This window comes from Promineifilum sp. (SeqCode) (assembly GCF_041918635.1).
Classification (GTDB): domain Bacteria; phylum Chloroflexota; class Anaerolineae; order Promineifilales; family Promineifilaceae; genus Promineifilum.
Genome location: NZ_JAYRVJ010000184.1, coordinates 1 through 15,791, shown reverse-complemented (window position 1 = coordinate 15,791; position 15,791 = coordinate 1). Strand labels below are relative to the sequence as shown.

Genomic DNA, 15,791 nt, shown 5'->3' with positions numbered 1-15,791 from the left:
GAAGCCACCGCCTCTGCCACCGTCCAGGCTACCGCGACCGGAACCGCGCTGCCGACGGCCACTGGGACTGTGTTGCCTACGGTCACTGGCACAGTATCGCCCACCCCCACCGGCGCCATAGAGCCAGTAGCCACCGGGACGGCCACCGTCACCCCCACCGGGACAGCAGCCACGGCAACCGGGACGGCGCTACCCACGGCCACAGGCACGCAAACGGCCGGCACGGGTACGCCCGGGCCCACCGTCACCGGGACGGTGCTGCCCACGCTGACCCCAGACCCCGGCGCGACGGGCACAGTGGCCGCGGCGACGCCCACCGCCACGCCCATACCGCCAACGGTACTGCCGGAGACGGGTCAGGGGGAATGGAGCATCATCGCCGCCGGCCTGGTACTCCTGCTCATCATATTCGGCGCGCGTCGCCTGCGCCGGGCGTAGCGATGGATTAACCACTTAAACGGATGAGCACGGATTGAACCCAGGGTTCAATCCGTGCTCATCCGTTTAATCCGTGAGGAGCTGTGGTTAATTTATTTACAGCCGGGCCAGGATTTCTTTTTTCTTGGCCTCGTACTCCTCGGCCGTCACCAGCCCGGCCTCCATGAGCTGCTTCAGCTTGCTTAGCGCCTGCACCGGCTCGTCCAGCGGGGCGGCCGAAGTACCCATGGCCTCCATCATGCCATGTCCCCCTTGCAGGATAATCCCGCCGGCCGCGGCGCGCTTCTCTTCCATGGCCCGCAAGCGCAGTTCCTCGCGGACGTTCTCCTCCATCTCCTGGCAGATAGAGTAGAGGCGGCGCGCCTGCTCCTTGACCAGGTTGTCGACAACCAGCGTCTCGCCGTTGGCGGCGTAGAGGGTCAGCGTGGCCCGCATCACGTTCTCTTCCAGCTTCGCTTCCTTCAGGTCGCGCCAGATGTAGTCGGTGAATTGGGCGCGGCCGAGCACATTCTGCCGATAGTGCATGAACCGCCGGTTGGTCAGGGCCACGATCTCCGGGGTGGGATCGAAGGTGATGGGCTTCTGGACGGCGATGTAAAGTACCTGCTCGCCGCTGGTCAGCAGTTGCTTGAGTTTCTCGTATACGCGGGCGACCTGGTCGCGGTCCTGGTCTTCGGTGATGAAGCGGGCAATGGGGTCCTCGATCGGGCCGGATGGGATCTGGTCGGTCATCTCAGGTAATCCTCCGTTATCTTGCGCAATACATATCAGAAGGTATCCGGCCATGCCACGTCGCGGCCGGCCCTCATGGGAGTCTGACGTATTGTACTAGCAATCCACGCGATCTGCGCAATCCGCGGACGATTCAGGGCCGGCGAAAGCCCACGTCGTCGATGATCACGCCGCCAGCCGCCGTCCCGTCGAAGAGAAAGCGCACGGCGATCAATTCCTCCGGCCGGAAGTCAGGGTTAGCCACGCCGAAGGCCGACAGCGGCAGGTCGTAGACCTGGGCCACCCGCTCGGCCGGGGACGCCACAACGACTTGATAGCCCGGGGCTGCGGCGATCCACTCCGCCTTCGTTAGTCGCGCCGGCAGCGGCGGCTGGAGCGGGCCGAAGTCCTTGAGGGACAGGCGCGCGGGCGTGCCGCCGGCCGACTCCGCCTCGATCCAGACAGGGGCGGTCACGCGTTCGGCATCCTCGCCGAGCGGAGCCAGGGTGAAAGACAGCGCATCGGCCGGCGTCAACTCCCACGCCGCCGCGCCGCCGGCCGGCAAGCTCAGGAGGTAGACCGGCGCGCTGTCGGCCTCCCACTCCAACAAGAGTCCGCGGTTCGGTACCAGCGTCTCGCCATCGCGCAGCCTGTACTCCGTGTTTCGCCACGAGGTCATGTCGCTCGCCTCGGCCTTGCCGCCGGGTATATCCAGCGCCGTCTGGCTGCCGCGGCTGTTCGTCGCCAGGGGGGCGAAGCCGGCGTCCGCGTACTGGGTGACGATAATGTCATTGGGCAGCCAGTTGCGCGCGGCGGGCGTGTTGTAGAACAGGGCGCGGTACTCATCGCGCCCGTTCAGACTGGCCTCCAGGAAGCCGGTGATGAACACCTTGGCCGCTTGCTGTTGCGCCTCGGCCGAGAGGAGCGGCTGGCGATTGAGCAGCACCGACTCGAACGTGCCCTGGTCGGCGTCGCCCCAGACCGTGTTGAAGTTGCCATGATTGCCGCGGTAGAGATAGGCCACGGCCTTAAAACCGTCGGGGTTCTCAGCGAAGGTAGCGCGGCTGTACTGGCCCAGGCCGTCCAGGTAGTACATGTCACCATCGTGCCCCGCTGCTAACAACAGGTAATCGGCATTGTTTAAGCGCAGCGGCCGGCCGAGCGGCTTATAGCGATTGTCGCAGGGGGCCAAAGCCACCACGCCGCGGATGCCAAAGCCAAAATCGTCGGCGTCCGAGGCCCCGGCGACCGCCCCAACCGGCCGGACGTTCATCTCGGCGGCATGGGCGACCGCCTCCCCGCCCCGCGAGTGACCGATCAGGCCGACGCGGTCAAGGTCAACCAGGCCATAGAACGGGGTGCCGGGCGATTCGTTCCAGACGCGCCACTGCTCGAGATGTTTCAGCAGCAGCCAGGCCCGCAGCGGCATCTCCGCCATGTCGCCATCGGCGAAGCCGAAACCGTTCAGGAAGTTCTCGTCCACCGATACGGCGATGATGCCCCGGCTGGCCAGGTGCTCGCCCAGGTAGGCGTAACCGGGGTCGGACGGTTCAACCATGCCATGATTGCCATGGACAATGAGCACCAGCGGGAACGGGCCGTCCCCTTCCGGTAACCAGACCAGGCCGTTGAGCGGCAGGTGGGCGAAGTCGAAGCCGTTGTACCAGCGATGATAACCGGCAGCGAAACCGCTGTAGCCGGCGAAAATAGAGGAGCCATCAACGGTCGGCGTGATCAGCGCCGCCTCCGCGGCAAACTCCGGCCGGCGGTCGCTGTTGCCGCTTCCATAGGACAGGGCGCGAACGGCATAGGGGCCGGGCAGGCCGGGGTTCTGCAGATTGAGCGCCGGGACGGCTGGAATGGCCGGCGGCATAGCCAGATAGGCGTCCGTCCCCGGATGGAACAGAAAGACGGCCACGCCCACCATCGGGACGGCCGCCAGACCCATCAGTGCGTACCGGGTTGCCGGCCGGCTCATCAGCCGCGCGGCGAAGAGGAGCGCTCCCGCCACACTGACGGCCAACACGATCACCTTGCCCGGCAGGGCCAGCGTGGCGTACTTGAAGAGTGATTCCGGCCACAGCACGTCGCCGAAGACCATGAGCAGAATGCCAACCAGCCGACCGAGCATCGGCGCGGGGATGGCCTGGAGGTAGGCGTTGGCGCGACCCAGCCGGAGGCGCGGCAAGGCGAAATTGAATAGCTTCCAGAGCAGGGTGGCGATCCCATCGAACAGGGCGACGAAGAGGAAACTCGCCAGCGCCAGCGCGGCGAAGTCGAGCGCCGGCCCCAGCCCCCATTGGGTCGTGACGCCATAGATACCCTGTACCAGGACGATCGCTGCCCAGCCGAATAGCGTGAAACCGCGGCCGAGCGCCAGAAGCAGCGGCGGTAAGATGGGCGTCCTGGAGCGACTCTCCGGCGACGATTGGGCTTGTTCGGGCAGCGGCTCGGCAATGGTGTTCATCGATCCTTCCTCAACAGTCAGACTTTGCCGACCAGCATAGCCAGAGAGAAGGCCCGCTGTCGCCTATCGAAAGTTACGTATCGCCATGCCGCGCCGGTGGCTCAACCGTCTGTGGCCGTGGCGCTCGACAAGGCCCGTTCCACCCACCACACGCTGCCGGACAGCATGTCGGCCAGTGCACTTCCTTGTGTTCCCTACCGTTCCCACAGGCAATATGAGACGTTTAGCGGAGAAGCTCCCGCCACAACTGAAGATATTGTACGATGGATTCTCAGAGAGCGTCAGTGGTTTAGCCGCGGGCTTGGGTTATGCAGCTCGATGCAGACACAGAGGCGACGGCGTTTGCCAAACGGGCGATCCTCTGCTACCATAACTGATTGCTTTAGAGATCATTCCGCAGTTGCGGCCGGATGAGGTGTTACCCTGGGCCGTCGTTGCGATTCTTACACCGAGGAGTCTGAGTTCGATGAAAGTGCTGCTGAAAGAAGATGTTGACAATCTCGGCTACGCCGGCGAAGTACACACCGTGGCCGATGGCTTTGGGCGAAACTTCCTGCTGCCCAAGGGGTTGGCCGTCAAGGCCACGCCCAATGTTATGAAGCAGGCCGAGGCGTGGCGCAAGCGCGCTGAGGCGCACCGCGCCGAAATGCGGGCCGAGCATGACCTGTTGTCCGAGAAGATTCGCGCCGTGAGCCTGACCTTCACCGCGCGCGCGGGCGACAACGGCAAGCTCTACGGTTCGATCACGACGGCTCAGATCGCCGACAAGCTCAACGAGAAGTTGGGCACGGAGATCGACCGCCGCAAAGTCGGCGCCGAGCCGCTGCGCCAGCTGGGCGAACACCACGTCCCCGTTCGTCTGAGCGCCGATCACCATCCGGAGTTCCTGGTCGTCGTCCTGCAAGAGGGCGCGCCCGCTACCGCCCCGGCCCAGCCAGCCGCCCCGGTAGTCGAAGTGGAAATGGACGAGGAAGAAGCGCTCGAAGCGGAAATCGAAGCCGAAGCCTGACAGCGGCCCCGCCGCTGACCGGTCGCGGCCGTAAGGCCCGCCGGAAGGAACGATCGACGCCGCCATGGACGAGATCGGCCACATCTTGCGCGAAGCCCGCGAAAACCGGGGGCTGACGCTCGAAGACGCCCAGGCCCACACCCGGATTAACGCCCGCTATCTGACCGCGCTCGAAAACGGCCAGTACAGCGCTCTGCCGACGCCGGTGCATGCGCGCGGCTTCTTGCGCAACTATGCCCGCTTCCTGGGCCTCGATCCGCAGCCGCTGCTGGATCGCTATCTGACCGGTCAGGGTCAGGACGTGCCCCTGACGCCGCCGTCCGTCCAGGAGATTACACCCGAGACGCCGTTGGCTGAACGCCAGGATCAGCCCTTCTTTGACCCGGTCAACATGGAGGTCAGCGGCAAGGGGTTCAGCGCCGCCGGCGGCAGTTCGGGCAGCATGCTCCAGATCGTCATCATCGTCGCCCTGGTCGTGGCCCTGGCGCTCATCGCCAACCGCTTCATCCCTATCCTGTTCGGCAACGATGGCAGCAACGCGGTGCAGGAGATCTCCTCGGCCGTTCAGGACGTCGTCGCTGACATCACCAACGCCACACCCACGCCGACGCCCACGACTGCGCCCCCGTCCGAAGACGAGGAGGCGGCCGGCGGGTCGACCATCGTGCTTGACGGGACGGAGCAACCCATCGTGGATACCAGCCGCAACAACCCGGGCGCGGCTGGGGCCACGCCGACGCCCACCCGACCGCCGCTGCCGGCGACGCTGGACGAGATCCGGCTCAAGGTGGACATTCTGGAGCGGACGTGGATGGAAGTAACGATCGACGGCAGCGTGGTCTTCAGCGGCATCGCCAAAACCAACGACGCCTTTGAGTGGACGGCGCAAAACGAGGCCAAGATCGTCACCGGTAACGCTGTCGGCGTCTTCGTCACGATCAACGACGTGGCCCTGGGTCGTCTCGGCGGCCGGGGCGAACGCTACGAAGAAGTGTGGCGTACGACGCAATGAGCAAAGCCAAGCAGAAGAAGCAGTTCTTCCTCCTCAGCCTGGGGTGCAGCAAGAACACGGTTGACTCCAACAGCATGGCCGACCTTCTCCTGAGGGCCGGCTTTTCTGCGACGGACGACCCCGACGACGCCGGCGTGCTGATCGTCAACACGTGCGGCTTCATCGAGAGCGCCCGTCAGGAGTCTATCGGCGCGCTGCGCGAACTGGCCGCACTCAAGGGGCCGAACCAGTTGCTCATCGCCGCCGGCTGCATGGCCCAGCGCTATGGCGATGAGGTGGTGGCCTGGACGCCGGGCATCGATGGCGTCATCGGCACGCGCCGCTGGATGGATATCGTGCCCTTCGTGCGCGAACTGCGCCGCCGCAAGCACCCGGAACCGCTCTACCACCTGCCAGATGAGGCCCAGACCGTCGGCCGCGATGAGCGGGGCGTGCTACGCGCTGCCGTTCAGGGGGCCAGCGCTTACCTGAAGATCGCCGACGGCTGCCGCCGCCCCTGCGCCTTCTGCGCCATCCCGCAGATCAAGGGCACGCACGTCAGCCGGCCGCCGGAGGCTATCGTCGCTGAGGCCGTCCGACTGCAAGAAGCGGGCATCCGCGAGTTGATCATCATCGCTCAGGACACCACCGACTACGGCCACGACCTGGGCCTGAAGAACGGCCTGTCGCTGCTGCTGAAGCAGATCGCCACGGCCGCGCCTGACATCCCCTGGATTCGCCTGATGTACGCCTACCCCGGCTACGTCACCGACGAACTGATCGAAACGATGGCGACTACGCCGCAGATCGTGCCCTACCTGGACATCCCCTTGCAGCACGGCCACCGCGAGACCCTGAAGCGCATGCGCCGGCCGGCCAACATCGAGTGGGTCTATGGCACGGTCGAGAAGCTGCGCGCCGCCATGCCCGACATCGCCATCCGCACCACCTTCATCGTCGGCTACCCCGGCGAGACGGATGAGGAGTTTGAGGGGCTGAAGGCATTCGTGCGCGACCTGCGCTTCGACCGGGTGGGCGCGTTCACTTACTCCTACGAAGCCTCCACCCCGTCGGCCACCGTCTCCTGGCAAGTGGAGGAGGCGGTCAAGGCGGCGCGGCAGGAGGAGTTGATGGCCCTGCAACAGCCCATCTCCCTGGCGCGCAATCAGGCGCTCGTTGGCCGCGTCCTGCCCGTGCTCATCGAGGGCCACGGCGACAACCTGACCGTCGGCCGGACGTATCGCGACGCGCCGGAGATTGATGGGCTGGTGCTCATCCCCGGCGAGCTGCCGCTAGGCGAGATCGTCCCCATCCGCATCGACGGGGCCATGACCTACGACCTGACCGGCGCGTCCGTCTTCGACGATGGCCTAATAAATCATCCGCAGATTACGCAGATTTCGCAGCTTCTCTCTTAAATCTGCGTGATCTGCGGATTCTTATCTCTTACTATGCGCGAGCGGCTGGAGTGGATCATCCTTATCGTCCTGGTCACGCTGCTCGGCGCGGGCTGGATCTACCTGTCGCGCGAGACCACTGTGGCGGGGCAGCCCATCGTCCTGGCCACCGCGCCCCACGTCGGCAACCTCGGCCCCGATTTCAGCCTGACCACCCTCTCCGGCGAGACGATGACGCTGAGCGACTTCACCGCTGGCGGCACGCCCGTCGTGCTCAACTTCTGGGCGACGTGGTGTCCGCCCTGCCGGGTGGAGATGCCCCACTTCGAGGAAGCGCATCACCTCTACGAGGGCGAGGTCGCCATCCTGGGGGTCAACCAGGCGGAGTCGGCCGAGACCATCGCCGGCTATGCCCGCGACCACGGCCTGACCTATCCTTTGCTTATCGACGACGATATGAAGGTCAACAACCTCTACGGCATCCTCAACCTGCCGACGACCATCTTCATCGACCACAACGGCATCGTCCGCGAAGTGCTGATCGGCTCGATCAGCCAGGCGGTGCTGGAGGATCGGATTGAGGCGCTGCTCAAACAGTGAACAGTAAGCGGTGAGCCGTAAGCAGTTCTCGGAACCGGCGACTGACTCACTGAATACTGCACACTTTTTACTGCTTACTGCTCACTGCTTACTGCCATGCTCCCCACCCTCCCCCTCGGTCCCCTCGCCCTGCCCACTGCCCCACTGGTCTACATCCTCGGCGTCTGGCTGGCGCTTTTCGCGGTGGATCGGGCAGCGCGGCGATTGGGACTCGACCCTGAGACGCATTATGCCCTGGCCGCGGCCGGCCTGCTGGGCGGCTTCCTTGGCGCGCGGCTGGTGTTCATCCTGCTGCACTGGTCATCCTACGACAACCTGCTGGGGATCCTCTGGCCGCTCAACAGCGGCTACAATACCTTGGGTGGCCTCCTCATCGGCGCGGCGGCGGCCTTCTTCTACGGTCGCTGGCGTCGTCTGCCGCTCTGGCCAACGCTCGACGTGCTGGCCCCAGGGCTGCTCGTCTTCCTCATCGCCGTCAGTCTGGCCGACTTCCTGGGCGGGCCGGGCTATGGCTCGCTGACGGGCGTGCCGTGGGGTGTCACCCAGTTCGGGGTGCGGCGGCATGCGGTGCAGTTATACGAGGCGCTAGTAGGGCTGGCGGCGCTGGGGGCGTGGTGGACGGCCACCTCAGACCTGACCGGCTTCGGAAAGCCTGTCAGGTCTCAGGATGCGGGCCGGCCATTTCTGTGGGCAGTCATCGTCTATGCCGGGGGGCGGCTGCTGGTGGACGCCTACCGCGAGAACGCGCCGCTCATGGCCGGGGGATTGCACGTGGTACAGATGGTGGCGTTGGGGGTGCTGATACTAGGGCTAATCGCGTTGGCTAGAATACCAAGAGAACAAATGGATCCAAGCTCCTAACTTGGTCCAGCCTGGACTGGTTGGTCGCCCTCAATTGAAGAGCGAGCTCAAAACGGGATGTCATCTCCTCGTTGCTTAATACGGCTTCTGTCGCCCAGTCAACCCAGGCTATCACGCTCTCAGCAAGCTAACGCCGTCCAAACGGCCAATTTGTCCACCCAGGACCAGTTACCTGATTAACTACTCTAAGGCAATTCTGTATAAGCTCTTCATAAGCATCGAGTTCGAGAGCACAGTGAACGCGGAAGTCACTATCGGCCCATTCTGTTCCAGCAACGTTATGCAACTCAGCATCTGGCAATGAGTAGCTTTGCGACGTATCAAGAGTGATGAGTGCTGCCAAGCCGCTAATCAGCAAAGATCCTATTTTGTACTCTGTAAGCTACTATATTGGTACACTACGTTTCTGTTATAATGGCATCATGGTTCTTGACCGTATTACTATAGACCCCGCGCGACTGAACGGCCAGCCTTGTATCCGAGATCTACGGCTTACGGTTCGGCGCGTCCTGGAGTCATTGGCGCTTTATCCGGACCGGGCGGAGTTGCATCGCGAGTACCCGGAACTGGAAGACGAAGACATTCGCCAAGCGCTGGCATATGCGGCAGCCAATCTAGAAGACAGCATCGTCGCCTTCTCTTATAAAGCTGCTGCTTGATCAAGGACTCCCCCGTTCGGCCGCCTCTCTACTTCGCGCCGCTGAGATTGATGCCGTTCATACTGGAGAGATCGGCCTAGCCACAGCGGACGACGCAATCCTTCTTGAACTGGCTCGCCGTGAAGGGCGTGTTGTTGTTACTCTGGATGCCGACTTTCACGCAATACTGGCCTTATCAGGCGCTACCGCTCCATCCGTGGTGCGCATACGAATCGAAGGTCTGAGGGCTGAGCCGCTTGCAAGGCTAATCCAAGTGCTCCTAACCGAACGCAAGGTCGAACTCGAGCGTGGCGCTCTCTTAACCGTTCAGCCGAGGAGAGTACGTATTCGTTATCTCCCACTCGTGCGAACTGGATAGTTCGTACACAATTCCTAGCTTCTGATCCCACACAACATCTGCCGTATCTCCCCCAAATGATGCGCCGTGTGCACGACGATCGCCATCGCCCCACCAATACGGTTGTCGTCGTCCCACGAATCGAACCCCTCCATCACCCCGCGGACGCGGGTATAGCTCTCCCGTAGCTCCCACTTCAGCCGCGCCCACTCCTCCTCCGTCACCGCGCCGACTTGCCAGCTCGACGGCCAATCGGCCCGCTCCGTCGCCGTGCGCAGCATGTACTTCTCCAGCACGTCCAGGTAGAAGCGGACGTGATTGACCTGCGCCGCCAGCGTGGCGCAGCGCCCGCTCGTGGCCCGCGACGCTTCCTCGGCGGTGATGCCGGCCAGCGTCTCGAACAGGGACGTGCCCTTGTCCAGGAAGATGCCGTAGACGCTTTCAAATGCTTCGGTCAGGAGGGCGTAGAGGTTCGTGGTAAACAACTCAGTGGATATGGTTTGAGCCATCGTATTCCTCTCATTAGCTCAGACCTGACAGGTGGGCGGCCAAGAGCACTCTCGTGGGAATGATACTTTTGGCCGCCCACCTGTCAGGTCTTCTGTCGCCGTGACAACAAGATAGTTAGCGACTATCATATCACATCAATTGGGCTGGCAGCAGGGCGCGTTTCTCGGCGCAGGAGGGAACGCATGAGCCGGTGGCAGGACAGACTCAGAACGCTTCTGGATGTTCATCCAGGTGAAGGCCAACTGGTCGGCCTGGTGCTAGCCTACGCCATCTTGCTCTATGCCTCCAACGTGCTGGCGCGGACGGCCAGCTATGCCCTGTTCCTGACGACGTTTGACGCGGCGACCCTGTCGTTCGCTTACGTCGGGATTAGCATCGCCGCCCCGCTGGCAGCGGCCGTTTACCTGCGGCTCAATCAGCGCCACGCCTTATCCACCGTCCTGGTCGCGGTGCATGTCTTCTTGCTGGTCACTCTGGCCGTCTATGCGCTGGCCTTGAATGTCAGGCCGGCCCCCTGGCTCCTGTTCAGTCTGCCCATCTACTTCGGTGTCAACAACAGCCTGGCCATCTCGTCATTCTGGAATCTGCTAGGTCGAATCTACAACTTGCAGCAGGGCAAACGGCTCTTCGGTTTGCTCAGTTCGGGCGAGCACATCGCGACGATTGCGGCCGGGTTCATTGCGCCGCTGCTGATCACCGCGGTGGGCACATCCAATCTCCTGTGGATAGCGGCCGTGCTGATGGCGCTCACCCTGGCCGTGCTCATGGTCATCTTTCGCCGCAATGCTGAGAAACTGAGCGACGCCGAATCCGAAACGGCCGATGAGCCTCGCCAGCCGATCAGCAGCCTCTTTGCCAGCCGCTACGTCCGCCTCATCGTCGCCCTGTTTGCGCTATTCATCGTGGGCGCCTACTTTGTGGACAATCTCTTCTATGACCAGGCCGAGTTACGCTATGCCAATGAGGGCGAGTTGGCCGGTTTCCTGGCTCTCTTCTCCGGCGTGTATGGAGCCTTGAGCCTGTTCGTCCAGATTTTCGTGGCCGGCCGGGTGCTCACGCGGTTTGGCGTGCGCGCCATGCTCATGGCGACGCCGTTGGGCCTACTGGTCTTTATGGTACCGTTTGCCCTGATGGGCGCACTCAATGTCTCGACGGCGGCGCTCTTCTGGCTGATCGTCATTGCCGCCATGTACCGCTCCGTCCTGGATGCCGTGGACAGCGCGGCCGTGAACGTGATGTACCAGCCCCTCCCCTCGCACCAGCGCACCCAGGCCCAAACGGTCGTGACCGGCATTGTCTACCCCCTGTCCATCGGCGTCGCCGGACTCCTGCTGTTGTTCCTCACGGAGGTATTGGGGTTCCCATCCATGGCGTGGGCCTACCTCTTGCTGGCGATTCTGGTGGTCTGGCTGTGGACGGCGGTGAAGCTGGGGCGCGCCTACCCGCGACAGCTTCAGCAGGCATTGAGGCAACGAATGTTCCGCGGCGGGCGGAGCTTACATCTAGACGAATTGAGCCTGGATGTGGTGCGACAAGGGCTTACCAGCCCGCACGTCGGCGTCGTCCTGTACGCCCTGGATACGTTGGCCGCGACAAACCCCGAGGAGATGGGCGAGGTCTTACCAGAGCTATTGGAGCATCCACGGCCGGAAATCAGGCAGGAAGCGCTGCGCCGCATGGAAGGGCTGGGATTGGTGGAGGCGCTGCCGGCCGTTCGCCGGCGCTTGCGCGCGGAAGCGTCACCCGCCGTGCGCGCCACTGCCCTGCGCCTCGTCGCCACCCTGGATGAGGCCGGCGCGATTGATGAGGTTCTGCCCTACCTGGAAGACGAAGATGCTCACGTCCGGCAAGAGGTCATGGTCGGGCTGCTCCGCAACACCGAACACGAGATCTGTGCGGAAGCCTGCCGGCGGTTAATTGCCCTGTCGAGTTCGGCTGAAGCAGCTGATCGGATGCTGGCGGCTCACATCATCGGTCAGAGTGGCAATCCCGAGTGGCGAGAGCTACTGAAAACGCTACTTGGGGATGCCGACGTCCACGTGCGCCGGGCAGCCCTGACGGCGGCCGGTCACGCGGCGTATGCGCCGTCGTGGCCGTCGGTGATAGCCGCCCTGGCCGCGCGCGAGACGCGCCGCGCGGCGGCCGCGGCCTTGGTGAAAGGCGGCGAAGCAGTCATGCCGTCCATCCAGTCGGCCTTCGACCGGCCCGATCAGGATGCTGAAGTGCGGCGTCAACTGGCGCACATCAGCGGGCGCATCGGCGGGGAGGCGAGCGCCACTTTCCTGCGCGACCACCTCCATGATCGCGACGATGGCGTGCGGGCCGAAGTGCTGGCCGCTCTCTTCCAATGCGATTACCACGTGGCAGCCAGGCAACAAACGCCTATCCTGAAGCAAATAACGTATGAGGCTGAACAGGCGGCAAAAGTCGTCGCGATTCTGGCGGACTTGCAGAAGGGCGACGACCCGGAAGACCAATACGTGCTGCTGAGTGCGCTGAAAGATCAATTGACGCGCTTCAAGGAAAATATCATCTACCTGCTGTCATTCGTCTACGCTCCTCAGACCATCATGCGGGCCTGGGAAGCATTGCGGCCGTCGGCTCAGGCAGATGAAGAGCAGCGCGCCTATGCCCTGGAAGCGCTGGACGTCACCCTGTCCAAGGAGATTAAAACCTTTCTCTTGCCGCTTATGGGCGATCTGGCGCTGCCAGCTCAACGGGATCGGCTGAACGGGGTTTTTCCACAACCCACCCGGTCGCCGAACCAACGCCTGGCAGCGCTGCTGGATAGCCCCACCCTCGCCCTGCAATTGAGCGCTGCCTATCGTGTGGGGCAACTGGGGCTAAGCGATGAAGCTGTCCGGCGCGATCTATCAAAACTGGCGCTGGCCGCACCAGGGCCATTGGCGAGGGAGGCGGCCAGCTGGGCTTTATCTCGCCTTGAGGTGGAAGCGGTTGACCGTCAACTGGCCGAGGCGGGCGATCCCGGTGCAGCCCTCGTGTCGTCGCAGGTGGAGGCCAGGCGAGACGGCCGCGACGTTTCCCTGCCGGCCATCGCCCGAGTTGACAGCTTGCGGCGGGCGCGCCTCTTTTCCGACTCCACTGTCGAGACGCTGTTGGACGTGGCCGCGCAGATGTCCGAAGTGCATTGTGAAGCGGGCGGGGCGGTGTTCGCCAAAGGGGATGAGGGCGACAGCATGTACATGGTGGTCACGGGCGTGGTTCGCATTCACGACGGGCAGCGAACACTGAACGATTTGGGGGCGACCGACGTCTTTGGAGAGATGGCTTTGCTGGAGTCGGCGCCGCGCCTGGCTTCGGCCACGGCTGTGGAGGCCACTCACCTGCTGCGCCTCGATCGCGATACCTTTCACGAACTACTGAGTATCAGCCCCGACATCAGCCGCGGCGTGATTCGCGTCCTCTCCCACTTTCTGCGCGCGTCGGTGCGCGCCATCGACCTACACCCGGCGGCCCAGGATGAATCGCCGGACGCCATGACTGAGCTTCAGGATGCGCAAGCGTATCAGACCGCGCCCCTGACGCCTGTCGAGGGCATGTTGTTGTTAAAGCGCGTGGAGATGTTCAGGCAACTGCCGGATGAACTGCTGACCGAACTGGTCTTTTTGCTGAAAGAAGTGGTCGTCGCCAAGGGCGAAACGGTATTCGAGATCGGCGCGCCGGGCGACGCCCTGTTTGTCGTCGCCAGAGGCAAGGTGCGGGTACACACGCCGAGCCGCACCCTCAACTATCTGGAAGAGGGCATGGTCTTTGGCGAAATGGCCTTGCTGGACCCGGAACCGCGTATGGCATCGGTGACAGCCGTCGCGCCCACCCGCCTCCTGCGACTCGATCAGGCGTCATTCAACGAACTGCTGGAAGATCGCGCCGAACTGGCGGAAGGAATCATTCATAATCTATCCGGCCACCTGCGAAACCGCGCTCGCGACCTGACGGAGTTGCAGAGCCGTTAGGCGGATTCCGCCCATTCTAGTGGAGAAAGCAAGTAAGAGGAACACAGAGAGACACAGAGATCGCACAGAGTTCCACAGAGAAGAATGCTGTCTTTCCCTCTGTGGGACTCTGTGTGACCTCTGTGTTCCTCTTATCTGTTTTCTCTATAAGTCTCAGCGACAGGGAACGAAATCTGCGCCAACAGATCCGCCATGAGTTGATCGGCCGCTTCAACCGAGTCGCCATAGACGACGAGTTCCCCCAGCCAGTCGGGAACGCCCTTGTCCGGTCCGAGCACGTACTGTCCCGCTTTCACAAATGTCTTGGCCAGCAGGACGTGAGGATGGTCGGCCACCGGCTGGAGAAAGTCAGCGTGCAGGACGATTCCGGAGCGGGAGCAAGGCAGGTCGGAAGACGCCAGATAGGTTCGCGGCGCGGGAGCCTTGTTGGGCTGGATGGGCGCGCCCAGGCGTGTCAACAAGTACTGCTCGGCCAAGTCTACCCCCCACACCAGCCGGTGGAAATGGTAAATTGAGCCGCCGCCGATGCGCGCGTTGACCTCGATGAGGCGCGGCCCTTCGCTCGTGTATTTCACTTCAACGTGAAACGCCCCGTCAGTGAAGCCTATCACCTTCAGTACCTCAGTGGTGAAGGCGATCATCTCGGTCTGTTTCTCCTCCGAAAATGGCGGAGGCACCCGGGAGCCGACCTCTTTGAGATAGGGCTGCGGCAGGTCGTGGACGACGGAGGCGTAGGCAACTTCTCCGCCCGACAATAGGCAATCTACGTCGAACTCGTCGCCATCGAGGAACTGCTCCAGTGTCATATCGAAGCCGTTGGCCCAAATCATCTCTTGCTCGTCGTCGCTGTGGACGCCCGACGTCTTGAGATGTTCGTGCACGGCCTCCATCGTCTGGTGATACCGTTGGCTCAGCTCGGCCTCATCGTTCACACGGTAGGTGGAAATAGAAGCGGCTCCTGAAACCGGCTTGAGGACCGCGGGAAAGCAGACGTGGTCGGCGGCTGGGGCCAGATCGTCCGATGAGCGGATGCGGAAGTAGCGAGGCGAGGGGATACCGGCCTCGATGCAGACTTCGCGCGTCAGGGTCTTGTCGCGACAGTAAGCCACGGAGAGAAACGGGTGTCCCGGCAATCCAAGCCCCTGCGCCAGGAGAGCGGTCAGCGGCCCGGCAAACTCCTCGAAAGTTGCCACGCCGTCAAAACGCAGGCCGCTTTGCCGGACGGCCTGATAAGCCCTATCGGCCAGGGTGTTCGCGGGTTGCAGGTCAACTTCAATGAACTGCTCGAACAGCCCTTCCTGAACGGCCGATTGCGTCCAATGTCCAGGCCCGTCCAATACGACCAACTTCACGCCCAGTTGCCGCGCTCGTTCGTACATGGGCCGCTTGCCGGGATAGCTGCCCATCACGATCAGGATGCGCTTGTCTCGCAATAGGGCCAACTGCTGGGCTTCGGCTGCGGTGGGGAGCAAGGGCTGTAGTTCGCGCATGGAGGCCACGGGGTCACTTCTCCTCAACAAAGCTCTGGAAAGCGTCGATGGCCGCTTGCCGATCGTCGAAGATATCGAAAATCATCTCGAAGCCCGACAATTGAAGCGTACGGGCCACGGCTCTGGAAGGGTTTAACAGTTTTAGATAGGGCGATTTGAAGCTGCCGACCATTGGCGCGGAGCCGCTGTCACCTCCGGCCTCCCCCGCCGATTCGCGCCGCAGCATGCTGTCGATTTGATGTAACGCCCGCAGCCCGGCGCTGCCCATGTGTCTGACGCCGGCCAGATCGAGGAGCAGCCAACGCGTCCCGGCCCGGCATGCCTCGGCCGCGCTGTCTTGCAAGCTG

General features: G+C 63.1%; 14 protein-coding genes. 9 read left to right on the top strand and 5 right to left on the bottom strand.

The features are described 5' to 3' along the window. Positions 1–438: LPXTG cell wall anchor domain-containing protein (locus tag ACE3UY_RS06315; protein WP_374686700.1), on the top strand; the 438-nt coding region annotated here is incomplete at its 5' end. A 96-nt stretch (positions 439–534) separates the two neighbouring features. Here ACE3UY_RS06315 and ACE3UY_RS06310 read toward each other — a convergent pair. Further along, complete coding sequence (locus ACE3UY_RS06310) at positions 535–1,170, bottom strand: PH domain-containing protein (RefSeq protein WP_374686699.1); 636 nt, start codon at positions 1,168–1,170, stop codon at positions 535–537. A gap of 133 nt (positions 1,171–1,303) precedes the next feature. Next, positions 1,304–3,616, bottom strand: a complete 2,313-nt coding sequence (locus ACE3UY_RS06305) for an alpha/beta hydrolase family protein (RefSeq protein WP_374686698.1) — start codon at positions 3,614–3,616, stop codon at positions 1,304–1,306. A gap of 466 nt (positions 3,617–4,082) precedes the next feature. Here ACE3UY_RS06305 and rplI point away from each other — a divergent pair, with 466 nt between their 5' ends. From rplI to ACE3UY_RS06270, 7 genes are all read left to right on the top strand, one after another. Then, complete coding sequence (gene rplI, locus ACE3UY_RS06300) at positions 4,083–4,625, top strand: 50S ribosomal protein L9 (RefSeq protein WP_374686697.1); 543 nt, start codon at positions 4,083–4,085, stop codon at positions 4,623–4,625. A gap of 64 nt (positions 4,626–4,689) precedes the next feature. Then, the gene (locus tag ACE3UY_RS06295; protein WP_374686696.1) at positions 4,690–5,637 is read left to right on the top strand and encodes a helix-turn-helix domain-containing protein; all 948 of its coding nucleotides are present in this window, start codon (positions 4,690–4,692) and stop codon (positions 5,635–5,637) included. Further along, complete coding sequence (gene rimO / locus ACE3UY_RS06290; protein ID WP_374686695.1) at positions 5,634–7,034, top strand: 30S ribosomal protein S12 methylthiotransferase RimO; 1,401 nt, start codon at positions 5,634–5,636, stop codon at positions 7,032–7,034. The genes ACE3UY_RS06295 and rimO overlap by 4 nt, the downstream gene beginning before the upstream one ends. 33 nt (positions 7,035–7,067) lie before the next feature. Further along, positions 7,068–7,613, top strand: a complete 546-nt coding sequence (locus ACE3UY_RS06285; RefSeq protein ID WP_374686694.1) for a TlpA family protein disulfide reductase — start codon at positions 7,068–7,070, stop codon at positions 7,611–7,613. Positions 7,614–7,709: 96 nt separating this feature from the next. Then, positions 7,710–8,474, top strand: a complete 765-nt coding sequence (locus tag ACE3UY_RS06280; protein WP_374686693.1) for a prolipoprotein diacylglyceryl transferase — start codon at positions 7,710–7,712, stop codon at positions 8,472–8,474. 422 nt (positions 8,475–8,896) lie between these two features. Next, positions 8,897–9,133: a DUF433 domain-containing protein gene (locus ACE3UY_RS06275; RefSeq protein ID WP_374686702.1), complete on the top strand. Its 237-nt coding sequence runs from the start codon at positions 8,897–8,899 to the stop codon at positions 9,131–9,133. Next, the gene (locus ACE3UY_RS06270) at positions 9,117–9,491 is read left to right on the top strand and encodes a DUF5615 family PIN-like protein (RefSeq protein WP_374686701.1); all 375 of its coding nucleotides are present in this window, start codon (positions 9,117–9,119) and stop codon (positions 9,489–9,491) included. The genes ACE3UY_RS06275 and ACE3UY_RS06270 overlap by 17 nt, the downstream gene beginning before the upstream one ends. A 14-nt stretch (positions 9,492–9,505) precedes the next feature. Here the strand turns inward: ACE3UY_RS06270 and ACE3UY_RS06265 are convergent, their stop codons facing one another. Next, on the bottom strand, positions 9,506–9,979 hold the full coding sequence (locus ACE3UY_RS06265) for a hypothetical protein (protein ID WP_374686692.1): 474 nt from the start codon (positions 9,977–9,979) through the stop codon (positions 9,506–9,508). A gap of 183 nt (positions 9,980–10,162) precedes the next feature. On the opposite strand from ACE3UY_RS06265, the gene ACE3UY_RS06260 reads away from it, so the two are divergent. After that, positions 10,163–13,954, top strand: a complete 3,792-nt coding sequence (locus ACE3UY_RS06260) for an MFS transporter (protein WP_374686691.1) — start codon at positions 10,163–10,165, stop codon at positions 13,952–13,954. A gap of 131 nt (positions 13,955–14,085) precedes the next feature. Here the strand turns inward: ACE3UY_RS06260 and ACE3UY_RS06255 are convergent, their stop codons facing one another. After that, positions 14,086–15,444 carry an ATP-grasp domain-containing protein gene (locus tag ACE3UY_RS06255; protein WP_374686690.1) on the bottom strand — a complete coding sequence of 453 codons (1,359 nt, stop codon included), beginning with the start codon at positions 15,442–15,444 and terminating at the stop codon, positions 14,086–14,088. Positions 15,445–15,457: 13 nt separating this feature from the next. Beyond that, the coding region (locus ACE3UY_RS06250; RefSeq protein ID WP_374686689.1) for an STAS domain-containing protein at positions 15,458–15,791 on the bottom strand (334 nt) is incomplete at its 5' end.

What these genes read in the sequence shown, in the direction of transcription:
- ACE3UY_RS06255 (WP_374686690.1), bottom strand. Translation starts at nt 15,444, where the DNA reads ATGCGCGAACTACAGCCCTTGCTCCCCACCGCAGCCGAAGCCCAGCAG.
- rplI (WP_374686697.1), top strand. Translation starts at nt 4,083, where the DNA reads ATGAAAGTGCTGCTGAAAGAAGATGTTGACAATCTCGGCTACGCCGGC.
- rimO (WP_374686695.1), top strand. Translation starts at nt 5,634, where the DNA reads ATGAGCAAAGCCAAGCAGAAGAAGCAGTTCTTCCTCCTCAGCCTGGGG.
- ACE3UY_RS06265 (WP_374686692.1), bottom strand. Translation starts at nt 9,979, where the DNA reads ATGGCTCAAACCATATCCACTGAGTTGTTTACCACGAACCTCTACGCC.
- ACE3UY_RS06285 (WP_374686694.1), top strand. Translation starts at nt 7,068, where the DNA reads ATGCGCGAGCGGCTGGAGTGGATCATCCTTATCGTCCTGGTCACGCTG.
- ACE3UY_RS06295 (WP_374686696.1), top strand. Translation starts at nt 4,690, where the DNA reads ATGGACGAGATCGGCCACATCTTGCGCGAAGCCCGCGAAAACCGGGGG.
- ACE3UY_RS06280 (WP_374686693.1), top strand. Translation starts at nt 7,710, where the DNA reads ATGCTCCCCACCCTCCCCCTCGGTCCCCTCGCCCTGCCCACTGCCCCA.
- ACE3UY_RS06305 (WP_374686698.1), bottom strand. Translation starts at nt 3,616, where the DNA reads ATGAACACCATTGCCGAGCCGCTGCCCGAACAAGCCCAATCGTCGCCG.
- ACE3UY_RS06275 (WP_374686702.1), top strand. Translation starts at nt 8,897, where the DNA reads ATGGTTCTTGACCGTATTACTATAGACCCCGCGCGACTGAACGGCCAG.
- ACE3UY_RS06310 (WP_374686699.1), bottom strand. Translation starts at nt 1,170, where the DNA reads ATGACCGACCAGATCCCATCCGGCCCGATCGAGGACCCCATTGCCCGC.
- ACE3UY_RS06260 (WP_374686691.1), top strand. Translation starts at nt 10,163, where the DNA reads ATGAGCCGGTGGCAGGACAGACTCAGAACGCTTCTGGATGTTCATCCA.